The sequence below is a fragment of the Neptunitalea lumnitzerae genome (assembly GCF_027924185.1).
Lineage (GTDB): Bacteria > Bacteroidota > Bacteroidia > Flavobacteriales > Flavobacteriaceae > Neptunitalea > Neptunitalea lumnitzerae.
The window spans coordinates 898,462-919,404 of record NZ_BRVO01000001.1 but is presented as its reverse complement, the minus strand read 5'-3'; the positions used below and the strand labels follow the sequence as shown (position 1 = coordinate 919,404).

General features: G+C 34.5%; 23 protein-coding genes. 9 read left to right on the top strand and 14 right to left on the bottom strand.

The annotated features are described in order from the left end of the window. Position 1: 1 nt before the first annotated feature. The 5 genes from Y10_RS04080 to Y10_RS04060 all read right to left on the bottom strand — a co-directional run bounded on the left by Y10_RS04080 (position 2) and on the right by Y10_RS04060 (position 3,173). Positions 2-763, bottom strand: a complete 762-nt coding sequence (locus Y10_RS04080; RefSeq protein WP_281764089.1) for a DUF4097 family beta strand repeat-containing protein — start codon at positions 761-763, stop codon at positions 2-4. Positions 764-785: 22 nt separating this feature from the next. Continuing rightward, positions 786-1,565, bottom strand: coding sequence for a zf-HC2 domain-containing protein (locus Y10_RS04075; protein WP_281764088.1), 780 nt, complete (start codon positions 1,563-1,565; stop codon positions 786-788). Continuing rightward, positions 1,562-2,089, bottom strand: a complete 528-nt coding sequence (locus Y10_RS04070) for an RNA polymerase sigma factor (protein WP_281764087.1) — start codon at positions 2,087-2,089, stop codon at positions 1,562-1,564. Before Y10_RS04070 ends, Y10_RS04075 begins: the two co-directional genes overlap by 4 nt. Positions 2,090-2,277: 188 nt before the next feature. Beyond that, positions 2,278-2,721 carry a hypothetical protein gene (locus Y10_RS04065; protein WP_281764086.1) on the bottom strand — a complete coding sequence of 148 codons (444 nt, stop codon included), beginning with the start codon at positions 2,719-2,721 and terminating at the stop codon, positions 2,278-2,280. Between the two features lie 80 nt (positions 2,722-2,801). Further along, positions 2,802-3,173 (bottom strand): hypothetical protein, encoded by a 372-nt coding sequence (locus Y10_RS04060; RefSeq protein WP_281764085.1) that lies wholly within the window; start codon positions 3,171-3,173, stop codon positions 2,802-2,804. A gap of 158 nt (positions 3,174-3,331) precedes the next feature. On the opposite strand from Y10_RS04060, the gene Y10_RS04055 reads away from it, so the two are divergent. The 5 genes from Y10_RS04055 (at position 3,332) to Y10_RS04035 (ending at position 6,804) form a co-directional block, all read left to right on the top strand. Continuing rightward, the gene (locus Y10_RS04055) at positions 3,332-4,210 is read left to right on the top strand and encodes a cell division protein FtsX (RefSeq protein ID WP_281764084.1); all 879 of its coding nucleotides are present in this window, start codon (positions 3,332-3,334) and stop codon (positions 4,208-4,210) included. Between the two features lie 16 nt (positions 4,211-4,226). Continuing rightward, positions 4,227-4,490: a DUF3098 domain-containing protein gene (locus Y10_RS04050; protein ID WP_281764083.1), complete on the top strand. Its 264-nt coding sequence runs from the start codon at positions 4,227-4,229 to the stop codon at positions 4,488-4,490. Between the two features lie 41 nt (positions 4,491-4,531). Continuing rightward, positions 4,532-5,317 carry an undecaprenyl-diphosphate phosphatase gene (locus tag Y10_RS04045; RefSeq protein WP_281764082.1) on the top strand — a complete coding sequence of 262 codons (786 nt, stop codon included), beginning with the start codon at positions 4,532-4,534 and terminating at the stop codon, positions 5,315-5,317. 1 nt (position 5,318) lies between these two features. Further along, positions 5,319-6,011, top strand: a complete 693-nt coding sequence (gene truB, locus Y10_RS04040; RefSeq protein WP_281764081.1) for a tRNA pseudouridine(55) synthase TruB — start codon at positions 5,319-5,321, stop codon at positions 6,009-6,011. Positions 6,012-6,078: 67 nt separating this feature from the next. Next, positions 6,079-6,804 carry a hypothetical protein gene (locus Y10_RS04035; protein WP_281764080.1) on the top strand — a complete coding sequence of 242 codons (726 nt, stop codon included), beginning with the start codon at positions 6,079-6,081 and terminating at the stop codon, positions 6,802-6,804. Positions 6,805-6,861: 57 nt separating this feature from the next. Here the strand turns inward: Y10_RS04035 and Y10_RS04030 are convergent, their stop codons facing one another. Together Y10_RS04030 and Y10_RS04025 are read right to left on the bottom strand one after the other, a co-directional pair. Then, positions 6,862-7,467 (bottom strand): thioredoxin family protein, encoded by a 606-nt coding sequence (locus Y10_RS04030; protein ID WP_281764079.1) that lies wholly within the window; start codon positions 7,465-7,467, stop codon positions 6,862-6,864. Positions 7,468-7,591: 124 nt separating this feature from the next. Next, positions 7,592-9,160, bottom strand: a complete 1,569-nt coding sequence (locus Y10_RS04025) for a CHRD domain-containing protein (protein WP_281764078.1) — start codon at positions 9,158-9,160, stop codon at positions 7,592-7,594. Positions 9,161-9,263: 103 nt separating this feature from the next. Between Y10_RS04025 and Y10_RS04020 the strand changes: the two genes are divergently transcribed. Further along, entirely contained in the window at positions 9,264-9,827 is a 564-nt protein-coding gene (locus Y10_RS04020) for a DNA-3-methyladenine glycosylase I (protein WP_281764077.1), read from the top strand. Between the two features lie 56 nt (positions 9,828-9,883). Here Y10_RS04020 and aat read toward each other — a convergent pair whose 3' ends face one another. Together aat and Y10_RS04010 are read right to left on the bottom strand one after the other, a co-directional pair. After that, on the bottom strand, positions 9,884-10,519 hold the full coding sequence (gene aat / locus Y10_RS04015) for a leucyl/phenylalanyl-tRNA--protein transferase (RefSeq protein ID WP_281764076.1): 636 nt from the start codon (positions 10,517-10,519) through the stop codon (positions 9,884-9,886). A gap of 241 nt (positions 10,520-10,760) precedes the next feature. Next, on the bottom strand, positions 10,761-11,141 hold the full coding sequence (locus Y10_RS04010; RefSeq protein ID WP_281764075.1) for a DUF3127 domain-containing protein: 381 nt from the start codon (positions 11,139-11,141) through the stop codon (positions 10,761-10,763). Between the two features lie 142 nt (positions 11,142-11,283). Here Y10_RS04010 and Y10_RS04005 point away from each other — a divergent pair, with 142 nt between their 5' ends. Then, a complete protein-coding gene (locus tag Y10_RS04005; protein WP_281764765.1) occupies positions 11,284-12,462 on the top strand; it encodes a sensor histidine kinase in 1,179 nt (392 codons plus the stop codon). Positions 12,463-12,491: 29 nt separating this feature from the next. On the opposite strand, the gene Y10_RS04000 is transcribed toward Y10_RS04005, so the two are convergent. Together Y10_RS04000 and greA are read right to left on the bottom strand one after the other, a co-directional pair. Beyond that, positions 12,492-12,881, bottom strand: a complete 390-nt coding sequence (locus Y10_RS04000; protein WP_281764074.1) for an HIT family protein — start codon at positions 12,879-12,881, stop codon at positions 12,492-12,494. A gap of 74 nt (positions 12,882-12,955) precedes the next feature. Continuing rightward, positions 12,956-13,432, bottom strand: coding sequence for a transcription elongation factor GreA (gene greA, locus Y10_RS03995; protein WP_281764073.1), 477 nt, complete (start codon positions 13,430-13,432; stop codon positions 12,956-12,958). Between the two features lie 163 nt (positions 13,433-13,595). On the opposite strand from greA, the gene Y10_RS03990 reads away from it, so the two are divergent. Next, entirely contained in the window at positions 13,596-14,036 is a 441-nt protein-coding gene (locus Y10_RS03990; protein ID WP_281764072.1) for a Rieske (2Fe-2S) protein, read from the top strand. 61 nt (positions 14,037-14,097) lie between these two features. On the opposite strand, the gene Y10_RS03985 is transcribed toward Y10_RS03990, so the two are convergent. Then, positions 14,098-16,275 carry a TonB-dependent receptor gene (locus Y10_RS03985; protein ID WP_281764071.1) on the bottom strand — a complete coding sequence of 726 codons (2,178 nt, stop codon included), beginning with the start codon at positions 16,273-16,275 and terminating at the stop codon, positions 14,098-14,100. A 270-nt stretch (positions 16,276-16,545) separates the two neighbouring features. On the opposite strand from Y10_RS03985, the gene Y10_RS03980 reads away from it, so the two are divergent. Next, positions 16,546-19,017 (top strand): ATP-binding response regulator, encoded by a 2,472-nt coding sequence (locus tag Y10_RS03980; protein WP_281764070.1) that lies wholly within the window; start codon positions 16,546-16,548, stop codon positions 19,015-19,017. Here the strand turns inward: Y10_RS03980 and Y10_RS03975 are convergent. Together Y10_RS03975 and Y10_RS03970 are read right to left on the bottom strand one after the other, a co-directional pair. Next, positions 18,999-20,357 carry a sigma-54-dependent transcriptional regulator gene (locus Y10_RS03975; protein ID WP_281764069.1) on the bottom strand — a complete coding sequence of 453 codons (1,359 nt, stop codon included), beginning with the start codon at positions 20,355-20,357 and terminating at the stop codon, positions 18,999-19,001. The two genes, Y10_RS03980 and Y10_RS03975, sit on opposite strands and share 19 nt — an antisense overlap. Before the next feature lie 115 nt (positions 20,358-20,472). Further along, positions 20,473-20,769, bottom strand: a complete 297-nt coding sequence (locus Y10_RS03970) for a hypothetical protein (RefSeq protein WP_281764068.1) — start codon at positions 20,767-20,769, stop codon at positions 20,473-20,475. Positions 20,770-20,943: the final 174 nt, after the last annotated feature.

The window sequence follows — 20,943 nt, the reverse complement described above, 5'->3', positions numbered from 1 at the left end:
ATTATTTTTTTCTAAGATATATATTTCCGGTACCCGAGTGTAAATTTATTAGAACACCTCCTTTATTTATTTTTCCTTTTAAGGCGATACCTGCCATCCCTACTTTTACATCTTTTTCATTCTCTACTTCCAAATCAAAATTAGTATATAACTCTCCCATAGAAGAGGTTACCTTAACGTCTGCCTTTGTTTTTACAGGTAACTTCACCTCTACCTCTCCTGCTAAAGAACTAATACTAAGCGGTGTACTTTGTTTTAATGACTTAAAATCTACTGTAACATCTCCGGTACTTGTGTTTATGGTCAACGGACCTGATACCCCATGTATAGAAACAGCACCTGCTAACGAGCTCGAAACTTCAATTTCACCTTCAACATTCTCTACGCTTATATCATACATACCTAATTCATCTATCACCAAGCTCATATTTTTAGGTACAAATATGGTAGCTTCCCCTTTACCCACATTTCGTATACTTTCCAAATACATGGTTTCTCCATCTTTGGTCATATAAAAACCTACGTCTGTATTAGCTTGCTTATAGCCATACTGCTTTAACCCCTTCGCCTTTTCAGGAGGCAAATTATAAGCGTCTATTTTTATTTGTATTTCATCTTTATCATACCCCACTACCGTAATTTTAGACTTTGATTTAATTTTAACCCATTTTATTTTGTGTGCATCTAAACGCTGTGTTTGTTCTTGTGCATAGATCCCAAAACCAAACATTAAAAAAATTAAAAGAAAACTTACATGTTTCATAACTATATCCATTTTTTATTGATTACATTATTTCTGGTATTACCCTATCTATTTGTGCCTTTACCAGCGGTAATGTGGTATTAGACTGTCTTAGCTGTTTCAGGTTTTCTAAGGCGCCTTTTTCTCTTATTCGAGCAATAATTTCAATAAGCTCAATCTGAATCATTGGATTTTTCTCCTTTCCCAAAGCTTCAATGAAGGAACTTCTCACTAATTTATCACTAGCCATATGTTCCATAGACTGTGCCGCTACCAAACGTACATTATCATTCTCGTCAAAAAGCATTCTAAAAGTCAATGCATCTATTACCTCTTGGTTCCACGTTACAAAATCATTTGTTCTTGTTATACCCTCAATACGCTTACTTGCCGAAGTACTTTCCATCAAAGACATAGTAGCGGTAGTTTTCAAGGCTACATTATCCTCCTTTAAAGCCAAATAGCTTCCAGATAATTGCTCATAACCATACCACTTACCCAATAAAAAGGAACCTACCATTACAGCAACTATTGCCGCTACTTTTAGCACTGGGTACAGCCATATTATTCCTGATTTTGAAAGTACACTAGCTTCTGCTGCTATTTCTTCAGCAAGCATTTCATTAAAATTATTTTGTGCTTTTTCACTTGGTTCAACAGCTATCTCTTTCACAAAAACTTCTTGTAATTTTTGTAATTCATTATAGGCTTCTTTACACTTTTTGCAATTTGCTATGTGAAGCCTTATCAACTCTTGCTCGCTTTCTGGTAACACACCATCTAATAGCGCCACTATCGTTTCAGTTGTCACATGAATTTTCATACCTCAACTTGTTTAAAATAAACTTTTCTTAACTTATCTAAAGCCCTACTTACTTTAGTCTTTACTGCGTTTGGCGTACTATTTAAAATAATTGCTAATTCTTCATAACGTATCCCTTGCAATCTGTTTAGTACTACAACCTCTCTATCTGTAGGTGTCAATTTTGCTAAAGCAGCATGCAAATCTGAATACTGCTCTTTGCACTCCGGATCTTCCACTACCTCTGCTACAATAGTTTCCTTTGTAGTGGTAAACCGCTGCTCTTTTTTATAATGCCCAGACAAACTATTTCTTGCAATGGTAAACATCCATGCTATAAACTTTCCCTCTCCGAAAGTGGCTCTATGCTTTAGTATTTTAAAAAACACTTCCTGTACTATATCCTCACTCAAATCTTTATCACCACTCATCTGAAAAATAAAATTATATACATGTTTATGATGCCTTTCAAACAAAACACTAAGCAGCTTTAGCTCTCCATTGGCAACCTGCCTCATTAATTGTTCGTCTGTTTGTAATTTCAATTCGGGTAATTTTTAGATTGGTTTTCTATACTATATAGTTCCCTAAACGAAAAAGGTTACACCCACATTGCATTTTTTTTGAGGTAACAACTTAGAGACAAGCTTCAAAGCAACTCATCTCGATTAATAAATAAAAAAGCCACAACTATTATGTTGTGGCTTTTCAAGCTATACGTATTTTAAAGAAATTAATTACTACTCAATAATTTTTCAGCTTTATCAATCCCCTCTTTTATTTGGGCATCAACTGCTTCCATTTGTGCTTTGTATTCTTTTAAACGCTCAACAGACTCATCTATCTCCTCTTTGCTTTTCCCAGCAAATCGGTCCTCAGTATGTGGGAATGCATCACTAAAGCTATGCATCCAATCCATCATTCCCTTATGTCCTTTTTTCAAGGTTTTCATAGCTTCTGCATACGGTACAGTATCGGTAGCTGCTTTAACCTCTTCTTCTAATTGTACTTGTAACTTATTAATGGTTCCCATTTTAGCCATAACCTCATCGTGTACCTTAATGGTTTCAGCATACACCGTTTCAAACTCTTTTTTATTTTTTTCTACCGTTGGTTTGGTATCGCATGCTACAGCTAAAAACAATGTAGCAATCATTATTATAATTCCTTTTTTCATGATTTTAAATTTTAAATAATAAACTAATAGGCTTCAATTTTTTTTAGGAAACCTTACCCTCAATGTATTCGCAAATAAAACTAAGCTACAATTGGGGGTTTCAAACACTGCTTATAAAGTAAAAAGCAATATTTTTTTTGAAGTGTATAAATCACCTGTTTGTTGGGCAATTCTTCTACAAGATTATAAGCAGACTCATACATTGGCATGGTAAAGAAAATAGGCAATTCCGTTTTCTTAACATCAGACTGTTTAGAATTCTCCGTTTCTTCTGTTGCCTTTTTAGCCAGCGCTTTCATTAAATGGCATTTACCATTACAATGAAGCATCGGTTTATTTCTATTCACACACAGTTCATTAGCTATATAGTTGTACTTAACCACATATTCCACCACAGGAAAAAGCGGATTTCCTAAGATTAACAAAGCTACTATAACCACTACATGTTTCACACTACAAATATAGTAACAAACCTAAAAGAATAGGGCTTATTAACAATAATACACTACTTATGTAGTTTATTTTAAACAAAGGATTCTTAAAGTTTTATAACTTTAAATTTACTTTAGTACTTTTACAAAAACTTATAAAGATACCTGAGCTTACATCTATGAGTACATCTTTTGATAAATTTCAAAAACGAAAATTAATATCATCCTATTTCTCAGTTACACTGAGTATTGCACTAATTCTATTTTTGTTAGGCACATTGGCTTTTGTAATTGTGAATTCGCAAAAACTAGTGAATCACTTTAAAGAAAGCCTTCAGGTAAACATTTATTTTTCCGCTACCGCCAAAGAAGCCGAAATAAATCAGTTTCAAAAAAGCCTTGCTATGGCAGAATATACCAAATCTGCTACCTATGTTTCTAAAGAGGAGGCTGCGGAAAAACACATGAAAGAATTAGGAGAAAACTTTGTACAATACTTAGGTGATAACCCGCTACAAAACTCAATAGACTTATACTTAAAAGCAGACTATGTAACCGAAGAACAATTGGCAGATATTGCTATTGAACTTAAAGGTGCCACGTTTGTAGACGAGGTTGCTTATAACATTCCGTTAGTAAGTATGCTTAACGATAATGTAAAAACCATAACCTACTATATGTTAATTGCCTCAGGAGTTATTTTACTAATTGCTATTCTTTTAATTAACTCTTCTATTAGGTTATCTATTTACGCAAAACGTTTTATTATTAAAACCATGCAAATGGTTGGTGCTACCAAGCGCTTTATACGCCGCCCGTTTATACTTAACAATATTAAATTAGGTATGATAGGTGCTATTATTGCTATTGCTGGTCTTACGGCTTGCATGTCGTTTTTAGACAAAAAGTATCCTAACTTAGAATTGCTAAATAATATACCTGTATTAGCAGGTATTTTTGGTGGTATTTTTATATTTGGAATTATCATAAGCTGGTTAAGCACATTTTTTGCCACACAGCGTTATTTAAATTTAAGAACAGACGATCTTTATTATTAAAAATATATTTCAGTAAATGAAAACTAATAAACCCGATACTACTAGTAAAAAACAACAATTTGTTTTCACTAAAAAGAATTACCAATTCATGCTTATAGGGCTAGGAGTAATTGCTCTTGGGTTTATTTTAATGAGTGGTGGTGGTAGTGACGACCCGAATGTTTTTAACGAAGAAATGTTTAATACCCGAAGAATTAGAGTTGCCCCAACGGTAATTTTAATTGGCTTTGCTATTGAAGTATTTGCCATACTTTACAACCCAGACAAAACCAAAAAATAAAACATTAAGTAAGTAATACTAACTAAACTTCACTACCATTCATGACGTACCTACAGGCTATTATTTTGGCAATTATTGAAGGCTTAACTGAATTTTTACCGGTTTCTTCTACAGGACATATGATTATAGCATCTTCCTTTTTCGGAATTGCTTCAGAAGATTTTACCAAACTATTTACCATTGTTATTCAGCTGGGTACAATTGTTTCGGTTATTGTATTATACTTTAAACGCTTTTTTCAAAGCTTACAATTTTATTACAAGTTATTTGTTGCCTTTATACCTGCAGTGGTGTTAGGTTTGGCATTTAGTGATATTATTGATAGCTTGCTAGAAAGCCCTACTACAGTAGCCATCTCATTAATTATAGGAGGTTTTTTCCTTATCAAAGTAGACGACTGGTTTGGTGATGGTGAAGAAACAGAAATATCTTATTTAACAGCTTTAAAAATAGGTTTTTTCCAATGCCTTGCTATGATACCTGGTACCTCTAGAAGTGGTGCCACTATTGTTGGGGGTATGACTCAAAAACTATCTAGAACCGTAGCTGCTGAGTTTTCATTTTTCTTAGCTGTGCCTACCATGCTAGGGGCTACGTTAAAAAAATCATACGATTATTATCAAGATGGGTTTGTTTTAAACCAAGAGCAGGTAAACCTGCTTATTATAGGTAATGTGGTTGGTTTTATTGTAGCTATGATTGCTATTAAATCTTTTATAGGGTATTTAAGCAAACACGGATTTAAAGTATTTGGTTACTACCGTGTTATTGCCGGTGCAGCCATTTTAATTATTCATTATTTCATTTTAGAGTTAAAAGTAGTATAAAGTGCAGTTAGAAGATTTTAAAGAAGGTCAATTACTTTTAATAGATAAGCCCCTTACCTGGAGTTCATTTAATGCTGTAAACAAAATTAAATGGGCTATCTTAAAAAAATACAAATTAAAAAAAATAAAAGTAGGTCATGCAGGTACATTAGACCCTTTAGCTACAGGCTTACTACTTATTTGCACAGGTAAATTCACCAAAAAAATACAAGATTTACAAGGGCAGATAAAAGAATATACAGGTACTATTACCTTAGGTGGTTCTACACCTTCTTATGATTTAGAAACTGAAGTTGACCAAACTTTTGAAACCGCTCATATTACAGAGGACTTAATTAAAGAAACCACACATCAATTTATTGGGGATATTATGCAATATCCACCCGTTTTTTCCGCTTTAAAAAAAGACGGTAAAAGATTATATGAATTTGCACGTGAGGGCGAACAAGTAGAAATACAACCACGTCAAATAACTATTAATACTTTTGAAATAACTGAGATTAGATTTCCCGAAGTAGATTTTAGAGTGGTTTGTAGCAAAGGTACTTACATACGCTCTTTAGCACATGACTTTGGAAAAGCTCTAAACTCTGGCGGACATTTATCTGCTTTGCGAAGAACAAAAATTGGAGATTACAGCGTTGAAGATGCCATTTCTCCTGAAGAATTTGTTGCTAACTTAAATGAATTATAATTTCTTTATAAATAAATTAACTAATTGTAAAAAAGCACTTTACGTAATATTTATTAGGTTTCGGAAAATGAAATCTAATAGGTATATCATATCGGCTTTAATCTCTGCGAGCATTATGCTTGTTTTATTGCTATCGGTAGGTGCCATACACTTTAAAAACCACCCTACCGTAGAAGAATACTTTATTGAAATGGTTTCTCAGGAAAAAGAGAAAGACATAGCAGAAAAGAAAACACCTCTGCAACCACCCAAAAAAGGAACTAAGGTTACCCATAAAACCTATAACGACCGCATTAAAAGCAGATACTCTAAAGAAGATAATTACCAATCTTTAGACAAGTTTTTCTCTGAGCTAGAATCTAAAAAAGCTGCAGAAAAAGTAAACACTAAACAACCTAACACCGAAGGTTATGGTAACTTACAAGCCGCAGAAAAAAGTAGAAAAAGAGCAAATAAGGCATTAGAAGATTTAAAAAAAGATGGTAAGGGAGTACAGAATAGAAATACAGAACGCACAGCCACTGTAACCTACTCTTTAGTAGATAGAATAGTTAGCGGGCGCATACCCAACCCTACCTACACATGTATAGAAGGCGGAGTAGTTGTAATTACCATAAAAGTAAACCAATACGGCAATGTGATATCTGCCAAACAGAACGAAGCTAGCTCTACTACTACCGATGGATGCTTGGTAGAAAATGCCATACATTATGCCATGCGCACAAAATTTAATGCCAACCCGCAAAAAAGATTACAAGTTGGCACTATATCTTATGTATTTCAACAGAAGTAGTAAACTATTTAGGGCACAAACCCAGAAAAAATTATTTCTATTACTAAGGGGAAGTAATTAGGTCATTAATTTAAGTAGGTCTTTTACAATACTTTTTCCTCTATCCTTATTATACCATAATTGTAAATACTGTTTAAACTCAGGGGTAAGTTTACCGTATTGCTCTCTAAAATCGTCTACAAGATTTAGTGCAGCTTCTGGCCTTGGCCCAAAGCTGTCTATAATATTATAGTCTTCATCAATTACTAATAATTTAGGAATAGACCGCGTACCATTGGTTAAGCAAAGATCCATAAGATCTATATTCTCATCTCTCAACACAAGCCTTAAAGAAATATTGCCACTCATTTCGGCAATCTTGTTAACTACAGGTAAAATTTGTGCAGCATCGCCACACCAACTCTCTGTTAGTACCAACCAAGTAACTTTCTTTTTATAAGCATCGACTACTTCTTTGTATTTACCATCAATCTTAATAGTTTTGTTAAGCCTGATCATCCGCTTATAGTTAAGCTTGGTAAATAAGGTCATTTCTTCTGATGGAACCGTAGAGGTAGATGCCCCTTCCGCCATCAGTTTAGCCATTAGCGCAATGTACTCTTCATAGCTCATTGCCTTAGCTATACTGTTTTCAATAATACTATTTACCTGTAATGTCTGCATCACATTAGAATTTGCTATAACCAAATATAGAGGTCTTTTAAAATTTAAAAACTGACAATTGTCAACTTACAAACGAAAAAAATCCCGGATATCCGGGATTTCAATCAAAAATAGTAACCTAAAACTAATTATTTATACCAATATTTCCTTGAGCTACTAGGGTTGCAAGATCGTTTGCGCTAAAATGTACATTTACATAACCATTCACCGTTGCTACATCATCATATGTAAATGATGCACCATCATCAAACATACTTACATTGGTTTTACTCATACCGGTGCTACCATCAACACTGTTAAAAGTAAATATTATCGCTCCACCTGTCGCTGCATCATTCATATGAATATGCGCTGGGTGCGAACCACCTGCAGGGGTATTCATTAGCATAATGGTAGCTAAAGCCTCTCCATTCATTCTCTCTTCAAACATCACGCTTCCAGAAATACTAGGTACATCTACTGAATTCAGTGTATACGTAGTACTCATACCGGTTAATGCATTTTGCCCAATATCGCCCTGTGCAACCAAGGTAGCCAAATCATTTGCACTCAAATGAATATTGATATAACCATCAAAGTCAACTAAATCATCATACGTAACCATAGTACCATCGTCTAACATTCCTACATTAGTAGCACTCATACCAGTGGTTCCGTCTACAGTAGTTAAGGTTACGGCTATACCTCCACCTTCTGCTGCTGTATTAAAATGAATATGACCTGGGTGCATTCCACCTGAAGGCGTATTCATCAACATTACATTAATTAATGTTTCACCATTATTTCTTTCATAAAATGTAGCTGTTCCTGAAATATTAGGATCTGCTACAGCACCTAAATCATACGTCATACTTTCTCCGGTTAAGGCATTTTGCCCTATATCTCCTTGTCCTACAAGTGTAGCTAAATCATCAGCACTTAAATGAAAGTTCACATAACCATCAAAATCAATCATATCATCGTAAGTAACCATCGTACCATCATCTGTCATACTAACATTGGTAGCACTCATTCCTGTATTACCATCTAACGTGGTAAGAGATATTGCAATTCCTCCTCCTTCTGCTGCTGTATTATAGTGTATATGGCCGGGGTGCATTCCGTCTGTTGGAGTATTCATTAACATTGCTTTCACCAAAGTTTCACCATTTACACGCTCGTAAAAGCTTACCTCTCCAGAAATAGAAGCTTCTGCTACCGCATTTAACGGATAGGTCTCACTCATACCTGTAAGCTCATTTTGCCCAATGTCTCCCTGTGCAATTAATGTAGCTAAATCGTTTGCTGAGGCATGTACATTAATATACCCATCAAAATCTAGCAATTGCTCATAGGTAATAGCAGTTCCGTCATCTAAAGCAGACACGGTTACACTACTCATACCAGTACTACCATCTACAGTACCTAGAGTTAATGCTATAGCCCCACCTTCTGCTGCCGTATTATAATGAATATGCGCCGGACTCATAACCCCTGAAGAAGTACCACTAAGATCTAACTCAATAGTTACCGAATTATCAGAGTTTTTAATAAAGGTTGCATCTCCCATAATAGACGCGTCTGAAACCGACCATAACTCAAAAGTTTTTGAAGCTACCGGTGTTGTTCCCATATCTCCTGGATTATCATCATCGTTACAGGCAACGAAAAATAAAACCGATAATACCATCATTGTAATTTTAAATGTTTTCATAGTTTTAATTTTTAAGAATTAATATTTACTTTGCCTTATATACGGGCGAAAAGCAAGTGCGGTTTTAAAAAAATGCATATTTCTCAAATTTTAAGACTTTTTTATGAAAAAATGCGGTTGGTGTATCGGTGATCCTCTTTACGAAAAATATCATGATGAAGAATGGGGAGTCCCTGTTTATGAAGATGATAAGCTATTTGAGTTTCTTATTCTTGAAACGTTTCAAGCCGGTTTGAGCTGGATTACCATTTTAAGAAAAAGAGAAAACTTTAGAAAGGCTTTTGACAACTTTGACTATAAAAAGATTGCCCTATATAACGAAGATAAGTTAGCAAGCCTATTAGAAGATGCTGGTATTATTAGAAACAAACTAAAAATTAAAGCCACAGTTACCAATGCTCAAGGCTTTATGAAAATACAAGAAGAGTTTGGTTCTTTTAGCAACTACATCTGGCAGTTTGTAAATAACAAACCTATTATTAATAAGGTAGAAAATTACAAAGAGGCTCCTGCCAACACAGCCATTTCAGATGCTATAAGTAAAGACTTAAAAAAAAGAGGTTTTAAGTTTGTGGGTAGTACTGTTATTTATGCTCACATGCAAGCCACTGGTATGGTTAACGATCATGAAGTAGATTGTTTCAGATACCACCAAGTAACCAAATAAACTACAAACCACTGTAGCAATTGTCCTTGATTACATAGTAAACCTATACACCTTTACTATTCCCAAAGCAAACTTAAAAATTGGGTTCTTGGTATTTCTACAGCTCCCAAACTTGCTAAGTGATCTGTATACACTTGGCAGTCAATCATCTTATAATTTTCAGAAGCTAACTTTTGCACTAGCTTAATAAAACCATATTTAGAAGCGTTACTTTGTTTTGCAAACATACTTTCACCACAAAACACATTTCCCAAATCTATACCATACAAACCTCCCACTAATTCTTCATCTTTCCATACCTCAACAGAAACCGCCTTTCCAATAGCATGCAACTTGTTATAGGCAGCAATCATATCTTCGGTAATCCAAGTACCGTATTGGCCTTCTCTATAAGCAGTGGCACAATGCGTTATTACCTCATTGAAATTTTTATTATACGTAACCTTAAATGCTTCATCACGTAAAAGCTTACGCATGCTTTTAGATATTTTTAAATCTTGAGGAAATAACACCATTCGAGGGTCTGGAGACCACCACAAGATAGGTTGCTCTTCATCAAACCAAGGAAAAATTCCTTGCTCATAAGCTAACAAAAGACGTTTTACAGAAAGGTCTCCGCCTACTGCCACGATTCCTTCTACAGAAGCTTCCTCAGGGTGAGGAAATTGTAATGCACTTGTGAGATACTTCATAATTGCCAAATACTTACGATTTTAAGTGTTAAAAATTAAACATTTTCTTTTTTTTCTGATAAAAAATCGACACATTTGTTATGTCTTTACAACCTTTTTTATTTCATCATTGCTTTTTGAGTTTGTTGTAAAGACAACCTAAAACCACAGAATTATAAGTCCCGGTTCTCCGGGACTTTTTACATAAAAAAAGTGCTTAGAATCTAAGCACTTTAATTTTTTATAATAATTTCTAATTTTCTTAGAAAGGAAGATCGTCATAATCATCTTCTTTAAAATCGTCTGCAGGCTCAAAAGCATCCATTGGTGGTACTGGTGGCATTTGGTTACTTGGGTTTTGTTCTTGTACTAACGACTCTATTCTCCATCCTTGAATAGAATTAAAATACTTTGTTTCTCCCTGAGGGTTTGTCCACTCTCTACCTCTTAAGTTAATGCTTACCTTTACAGGCTGCCCTACTTGAAAAGTATTTAAAAGATCACATTTATCCTGAACAAACTCAACTAAAATATGTTGCGGATATTGCTCTTCTGTAGTAACAACCAACTCTCTTTTTCTAAAACCATTGTTACCAAATGTTTGTGTTGCTCCAATTAATTTAACTTTTCCTGTTACTTCCATAATTCTAAATATACTGTTACCTGTAATTATATTTTTCTGCTATTGCAAAACTACATATTATAGGTTAGTTACTAAAATGTTTATACACCTAAGCAATAAAATTGTAGCTTTTACTTTATATTTAAACAGATTTTCAAAAAAGATCATGTTCCTACAGAAAAGAAATACCGTACGCTGGATACTTATTATCTCTTCCTTTATCATTGTTAGCTTGATTTTATGGAATACCTATAACTTTTTCCAGAAATTTAAGAACGAAGAGCGCGCTAAAATGGAAATCTGGGCTAATGCCCAGCAAACCCTTATTAAAGCTCCTACCACCGCAGGTACTGATGGGGCTAGTGTAGACCTAGAATTACCGCTTAAGATTCTAAAATCTAACAAATCTAACCCCATGATTTTAGTAAGTATTGAAGGCTATACACAATCTCAAAACCTAGATGAGAAAAGAGAAAACGATAGTTTATATATACAGCAAAAAATTGTTCAGTTTGAAAATGAAAACCACCCTATTGAGGTTATTGATGATGGTGAAAAGCTTGCTACACTATACTACGGAAACTCCGATTTGCTAAACAAATTGAAGTACTACCCAATGGCGCTATTGCTAATTATTGTGTTATTTGGCTCGGTAGTATACTTTTTCTACCGTACGGCCAAAATATCTGATCAAAACAAGCTTTGGGCAGGTATGGCTAAAGAAACGGCGCACCAAATTGGCACACCACTATCATCGTTATTAGGCTGGACAGAACTTTTAAAAACAATGGATGTAGACACTAGTGTAACTAGTGAAATAGAAAAGGATATTGACCGCTTACAAACCATTACAGAGCGTTTTTCTAAAATAGGATCGATTCCTAAATTAGAAGTAAAAGATATTATAGCCGAAACTAAAACGGCTTATGAATACCTTGAGATAAGAAGCTCTAAAAGAGTTGCCTTTGCTATAGACATACCAAACAAAGAGATACCTGTGGCTATTAACACACAACTTTTCAGTTGGACTATAGAAAACCTGGTAAAAAATGCCATAGATGCCATGAGAGGTGCAGGTGACTTAAAAATAACCATTACCGAGAACGATAAATTTGTGAAGATAAATGTATCTGACACCGGTAAAGGAATACACAAACAAGATTTTAAAAATGTATTTAAACCAGGGTTTACCACCAAAAAACGTGGTTGGGGACTTGGCCTATCCTTAGTTAAAAGAATTATTGAAGATTACCACAAAGGCAGGGTAAAAGTATTAGAATCTGAAATAGGAAAAGGTACTACAATGCAGATTAGCTTACGAAAAGAAGAAAGCATGAGCTAATACCACTCATGCTTATATATTGTTAATACCTACAAATAGGTTTGAATAGCTTTTGCTATAGCATTGAATTCCTCTTTTTCTAACGGAACATTTTTAGCAAAGTTCATATCACCCATTTCGTTTAACGGAATTAAGTGTACGTGTACGTGTGGTACTTCTAAACCTACTACAGCTACCCCTACTCTTTTACATGGTACTGCCTTTTCTAAAGCAATGGCTATTTTTCTAGAGAACGCCATAAGTCCCATATACGTTTCTTCATCTAGGTCAAAAATTTTATTTACCTCTTGCTTAGGTATGCACAACGTATGCCCCTTTGCATTAGGACTAATATCTAAAAATGCTAAAAATTTATCGTCTTCTGCTACCTTGTAACACGGTATTTCTCCGTTTACTATTTTGGTAAATATAGTTGCCATAAGTATGTGTTTAATAAATAAAAAAATCCTTTGCATAAAGATACAAAGGATTTAGATGTCAATATTGTTAAAAATTACGCTCTTGTAATTTCTAGAACTTCCATTTTTAAAACTCCGTTAGGTACTTTAATCTCAGCTATCTCACCTACTTTTTTACCCAACAAACCTTTTCCAATTGGTGAGTTTACAGATATTTTTCCTGTTTTAAGATTGGCTTCACTTTCTGCTACTAAGGTATACTTCATCTCCATACCGTTAGCCACATTTTTTAACTTAACTGTAGAAAGCACTAATACTTTAGAAGTATCTAATTGAGACTCGTCTATTAATCTTGCATTAGCCAACGTTTCTTCCATTTTAGAAATTTTCATCTCAAGCAGCCCTTGTGCCTCTTTTGCGGCATCATACTCTGCGTTCTCAGATAAATCTCCCTTATCCCTTGCCTCTGCAATTGCTTGCGATGCACGTGGTCTCTCTACATCTTTTAATTGATTAAGTTCCTCTCTTAATTTTTTTAATCCCTCTGCTGTATAATATGATACTTTACTCATAGCTTCATTAATTTGTAAATACAAAAAATCCCCTTTGTTATAAGAGGATTCCATAGCAAATATAAGAATTTTTTAAATAACTTGATTTTGTAATTTGCATCTCTTTAAAAAATTAAGAATATTTTTGCACTCGCTACGTTAGTAGTTTTATAAAAGAACTATCATGAAAAGATTCATTTGGCTTGCTTGCTTTGTACTACTTTTTGGTTGTGCCGATAACCACAGTAACAGAAACCCTTACCTATCTGAAGTAAGTTTTACCAAAACCATAAATTTAAACTTACCGCTATACAACAACCTTACAGTAGCAGGTAATGGTGTATTAATTAACGATGACGGTGCTGGTATTAGAGGTATTATTGTAATAAACCAAGGATTTAATACCTTTTTAGCTTGGGAAGCTAGTTGCCCAAATCATGCCCCAAGTGGCTGCTCTACCATGAGTGTAGTAGGTAACATTTATTGCCAATGCGACTGTGAAGATTATAGATATAACCTGTACACAGGTGCTATTGTAGATGAAACTAATGACGGTAATGCTTACCACAATATGTTATTTTATCAAACTACAGTAAACGGAAATATACTAACTGTATCTAATTAAAAAGCGACAGCTATATGTACATATAGCTATCGCCTTAAAGCTTAACAACTAATCCTATTTTTTAAAAGTTTAGAGTAGCACCTACTAAGAAGTTAATACCTGCCTGTGGGTAATAACCAGCACCTTCTTCTGTAACTATGTCATTTGGGGTATTCCCCTCAAGATCATAGGTATAGAAATACCCATTAGATATGTATTTCACGTCAAAAATATTATTTACCAAACCTGTTAACACAATAGACTTAAATACCTTATTCGTTTTAATCTCGTATGCTACATTAAAATCATTGATAAAATAGCTATCTAGTTTAGATCCATCAGCATCTATATTCCCCATATATTGTTCGCCTACAAACTTAGACAATAACGACACCTGAAATACTGCACTCGGCATATACGTAAAGGCATTACCTGCTACAACTTCCGGAGAGTATGAAATATTGGTATTCCCTAAATTTTGAAGCACGCCATCTCTTTGAAAGTAAAAATCAATATTTTTATTGGTACTCAACGCAACATTAGGTCTTACTAAAAACTTACTGCTTATAGGCACAGTTGCATCAATCTCTAACCCTAGTCGGTAACTGTCTCCACTATTAGCTCTAATAGGCGCCCCTATGTTATCTAGTTCCCCTGTTAATACTAATTGATCTTGATACCTCATGTAATAGATATTAGAATTCAATTTTAACTTAGGAGAATTGTATCGCCATCCTAGCTCAAAATCGTTTAACTTTTCAGGTTTCGGATTACCATTTTCATAATCTGTTCGGTTAGGTTCTCTATTAGCACGTGCATATGATAAATACATCGTATTATTCTCATTCATTTCATAGGTAACTCCAGCTTTCGGATTAAAGAAATTAAAGGTGTCATCTACGCCACCAGTATCTGCTCCATCAGCCGTATATCTCACCTTTCTATACTGTACATCTGCAAACAAACTCCAACCACTACCAAGTCCGTAATTTACCTTGGTATATACATTAAGGTCATTTTTCTTAGAAGTATCATCATAATACCTATCACGTATTTCGCTATCTGCTGCATAGGTAGCCCAAATAATTTCTCCAAAATGTCTACCTACATACTGGTTTACTCCACCTCCCATAATTACAGACACATTATCTTTCTCATAGGTAGCTGAAAAAATTGCTCCATAAAAATCATTATCAAGCCATTTTCTTCGGATTAAATCGGTTGTATTAATGGTTTCACCACCAATTTCTATAGGCGTTAGTCCATATTCATCAAAAGAAGCATCTTCTCTATATTGCTCATAAAACCCTCTACCATACGTATAATGTAAGGCTACATTACTACTCCAATTCGAAGACCATTTTTGATTCCATATTAATTGCGCATGGTCTTGCTTGTAGTTATCCACTTCATTATCGTAAAACTGTACATTCCCATCTTCATCATAGTACATACCAGCCGTATTAAAAGTACGGTCGTTCTTTAATAACTCCTCATCTTCTAAACCATTCCAAGACTGATAGGTAATCTCATGCCCACCGAAAACCAATGCTTTAATAAGGGTGTTCTCATCGGCATAAGCACCTTGTAAAAAATATGATTTTAAATCAGAACTAGCCCTATCTATATAACCATCAGAAGCAATTTTAGACAGTCTACCCGAAACCTCAAAATGATCATTAAGTACCCCAGTAGAAAACTTTAACGTATGCTTTCTGGTATTAAAACTACCATAGGAATTAGCTATTTGCCCGTATGCTTTTTTAGACACCGCATCGGTAAGCAAGTTTAAACTAGCCCCAAAAGCTCCCGACCCGTTGGTTGAAGTACCTACCCCTCTCTGTAACTGAATGTTCTCTACAGAAGAAGCAAAGTCTGGCATATTTACCCAAAAAGTTCCTTGACTTTCAGCATCGTTATACGGTATACCGTTTATGGTAACATTTACACGTGTAGCATCGCTACCACGCACTCTAATACCCGTGTACCCTACTCCGGCACCTGCATCTGAAGTGGTTACCACCCCCGGCAAATAATTTAAAAGAAATGGGATGTCTTGCCCTAAATTTCTCTTCTTGATTTCTTGTTTAGAAAGGTTAGAAAATGTGACCGGGCTTTTTTCGGTTACCCTGGTTGAAGAAACTGAAACGGCCTCCAATTGCACCGGTTCCTTTGTTTTTAAAGAGTCTTGCTCTTTTTCTTGTGCCAACAATGTACCCACAGAACACACTGTTAACCCTAAAGCGAATAAAAATTTCATCCGTAAAAAATGTTTTACGAATAAAAGGGGTAATTATTCTGATTACTAATTAAAATTGATTAAATAAAATGTACCACCTAAGCATATATAATCATGCTTATTTTCTATCCCTAAACAGCATTACCTGTTCTAGGTTCATTGGGTATAATCTCAGCCCCTTGTAAAGAGCACCCCTTTGAGATGGTGCAAACTTAAAAAGATTATTTAAATTCGCCTTATTTTTTAAAAAATTAATTGCTATTGTAAGTATTTAGTATCTTTATTAAACGTATGAATACATCTAAAAGAAAAATTACCTTTAAAGTTTTTATCAGCTACTTAGCCATTGCATTACTAGCAGTTTTGGCAGGTAACAGAATTTTAGGAGAAATTAAAAAACTAACTGCTGTAAAAAACGAACAGGCTGAAGATACCTCAAAGATTATTCAGATAGGTAACATACTTACCCTGATGTATGAAAGTGAAAGTATGGGGCGTGCTGCCATACAGTCTGAGGATAATGAAAGTTTACAGGAATACCTGCAAAAAAACGAAACCTTACACCAAGAGATAGAAGCTCTTAAAGACCGAGTTGCTACCGAAAACCAAAAGGAACTGCTTGACAGTGTAAGTGGGCTTATTGATGTAAAAATTAACAACATTAAAGACCTGCGAAAAATACGGAATGACGACACCTCTGAAACCGGAATTTTAGATGCCATTCAAATCTTATCGAACCTTGAGAATTATATGGGGCGCTTAACGGTAGAAAACTTTGTTTCTAACCCCAATGAGCTAGATAAACAAACAAGAGCTAACCTTGAGGAATACCTGAAAATACTAAACAAATACACCCCTAGTGAAGCTCCTTCTGAAGCCGACAGAGCTGACATGGACTCCATTATATTAACCTCTAAAAATCTACTCAAAAAGATACATTTAAATACGGCTACTCAAAAAAGAGTATTGAAGAAAAAAGAGGGCGAATTGATGGAAAACGACATGGTGGTTTCCAAGCAATTAAAAGCTATACTTACACAATTAGAATTAGACGTTTTACATACTGCCAAAATTTTAAACGAAAACAGAACTGAAATTTTAGAAAAAAGCCGCTATACCCTTACGGCTTCGGCTGTTATTGGGGTACTTCTTATTATCATATTTTCAGTTATAATTCTAAACGATTTTTGGAAAGCACAAGACCTACGGGAACGACTGGAAAATGCCAATAACTACAGTAATTCATTACTAAAAAGTAGAGAACACTTAATTTCTATGGTGAGTCATGATCTTAAAACTCCTTTAAATACTATTATAGGATATACCGAATTATTTGGCAAATCTGTTACTACACCTAAAGAAACCAATTATTTAAACCACATAAAAAACGCTTCTGGTTTTGTATCGCAACTGGTAGATGAACTTTTAGATTACTCTAAACTAGAAGCAGGAAAAATACAGATTGAAAAAGTACCTTTTCAAATTGTTCCATCGGTAAAAGAAACCGCTTTGAGCATTCAATCTATTCATGCTAAAAAAGAAATTGACCTTATTTTTGACATAGAATCTGAGTGTGATAAAACCTATGTAGGAGACTCTTACCGTATTAAACAAATACTGTATAACCTAATTGGGAACGCTTATAAATTTACAAATGAAGGTAGTATTACCATAGGCATGCAGCTTAACGCAACAACCAACCACATTCACATTTCAGTAACCGATACAGGTATAGGTATTGCCAAAGAAAAACAACTGCTTATTTTTGAGGAATTTCAGCAAGCTGATGATGATACCGTGAAAAAATTTGGGGGATCAGGGTTAGGACTTCATATTTCTAAAAAACTAGCTGATTTAATGGGAGGAACCCTAACTGTACACAGCACCCCTGATAAGGGAAGTACCTTTACATTAATTATACCTGCTACGTTTGCTAATTTAGAACAGCATATTGAAGCACCGGAAGACAAAAACAACACTCCTGAAATTGATACTTTACAACTAAGCGCTGTTGTTATTGATGACGATGAAACTTTACTACAATTAAGTGAAGAGTTATTAACCAATGCAGGAATAGAAGTAATAACATACAACAATGGTAAAAAAGCATTGGATGATATTATTGATATGGATATTGATTTTATTATTACCGATATACAGTTACCAGAAATGAATGGTTTTCACTTTGTAGAGGTACTACACCAAAAACAGATTGATAAACCTGTTATTGCTGTTACCGGAAGACGTGATTTACCTGCTAATTTCTATACAGAAAATGGTTTTACAGCGGTACTTTTTAAACCTTACAAATCTGAAGAACTCTTAAATACTATTGGTACCTTATTTGCCAACCAACGCTTTAGTGTTACTTCACAAAAAGAAGATAAGGATACTTCAGAAATTATTGATAATAACGCCGAACACTTAAACTTCAACCTGCGTTCGCTGGCTGGTTTTGTGGGCAACGATCAAGAGGCGTTACGTTCTGTAATAAAACAGTACGTAAAAGATACTACTGAAAATGTAGCACAGCTAAATGAATACTTTACAAACAACAATCTACAAGGCATAAGCGATTTAAGTCACCGTATGCTTACCATGCTTAAGCAGCTAGAGATGAATAAAGAAACTGAAATTTTATTGGTTCTAGAAAAACCAGAAGGGTTATCCACTGAAGAAATGACTACACTAATGAACAACTTCAACAATCAAATAAGCGTTTCATTACAACAGCTAAAAGACTTTTATGAGTCTAAACCATAAGTTTTGAGCTTATTATAAAGTGTTTTACGGCTTACATTAAGCAACTTAGCTGCTAATGTTTTATTATTGTTAGTTTTCTCAAGTGCCGCTATAATTAAGGCTTTCTCATTATCTTTTGTAGATAGTGTATTAAAAACTGTAGTATCATGTGTTTCACTTACCTCACACACTTCAGACGGCAATACACTCTCAGTAATATAATCGCCGGTAGTTAATAATACCGAACGTTTAATTACATTTTGTAGCTCGCGTAAATTACCAGGCCAATTATATTTTTGCAAGCAAGCAATAGCATCTTTATCAAACCCTATTACTTGTTTCCCTAATTTCTTATTAGCAATAGCTAAAAAGTGCTCAGCAAATATCATCAAGTCCTCCATCCTATCTATCAGCGAAGGTACCTTCACAGAAAATTCATTTAACCTATGGTATAAATCTTCTCTAAACTCGCCTAACTCTACCGCCTTTAAAAGATTCTCATTAGTAGCCGCTAATACACGAATATCAACATCAATTTCTTTAGAACTTCCTACTGGCTTTATTTTGCGTTCTTGTAACGCACGTAATAATTGAATTTGATTCTCATACGACAGGTTTCCTACCTCATCTAAGAAAATAGTACCTCCATTAGCTTCCTCAAAATGTCCTTTCTTATCCGTAACAGCACCTGTAAAAGATCCCTTTACATGCCCAAAAAATTCACTAGAAGCAATTTCTTTAGGTATAGCACCACAATCTACTGCAATAAACGGATACCCTTTTCTACTACTTTGTAAATGAATAGACTTAGCGACCACTTCCTTCCCGGTACCACTTTTTCCAGTAATAAGTACCGACATATCTGTAGGAGCCACCAAACTTATATATTCTGCTAACTTTTTAGAAGCATTGCTAATTCCAAAAACCATTTCACCTGAAACCTCTTTACGCTCCGTAGTACTACTTAATTTCTTTTTAGGCACCACTTCATTTTCAGCGTTACTAGTATCCTTAGTAGCATTTTCTATGACATTAAGTACCGCCTCTTGCTGAAAAGGTTTAGATATATAATCAAAAGCACCTTTTTTCATGGCATTTACTGCTGAGGCCACCTCAGCATAGTTAGTCATAATAACCACCGGTGTTCCAGGAGTTTGTTCTTTAATTACATCTAAAAACGAAATACCATCTCCGTCTGGCAAACGAAGGTCTAAGAAGATAATATCAAACGCCCCATCTAATACAGTAGAAGCTTCCTTTAGACTATGACGAACAGTAACCTCATGATCATATCTTACTAAAAAACGCTCTATTAAAAGAGAAAAAGTTACATCATCGTCAATAACTAAAATAGTTGCCATAAAAAAGTGGGTTGTCTCACAAAAATAAGATGCTTATTATAAAAATACTCTAAAAAAAACATAAAAAAAGCTGCCGAATATTTCGGCAGCTTAATGTCATGAGAAATAATATTGATTATTTCTCAATCCATTCACCCTTTTCGTTTGCATAAAGTGTTGTAGACATTTCTGCCGTGGTTACCTCTAGCTTGTATTTCTTATCCTCGTTCACGTAGGCTTTATCAATGGTTGCCCCAGGGAAATCATTGGCAAAGGCCTCTGTAATAGCTTTCGGTAATTCAGACACTTTAATCTCCTTGTAGTCTTGAACTTTACTAATAATTTCATTTGAATAAGGAGACATTTCAGGGCTCATAGCAAATGTTGCGAAACTACCCAACAACATACTTGCAGTAATAAAAAACTTTTTCATAACAATTATTTTTTCTTTGACTTATATAATGAAAATAAAATGCCATAAAAGAAAAAAACTACTGATTAGATTATAAAAACCTATATATCAGTAGTTTAATTTTATATTCAAAAATACTAACTATGTAATATATGTGAATATTTTGTATATGTTCACGTGACAAACGTGTAATAC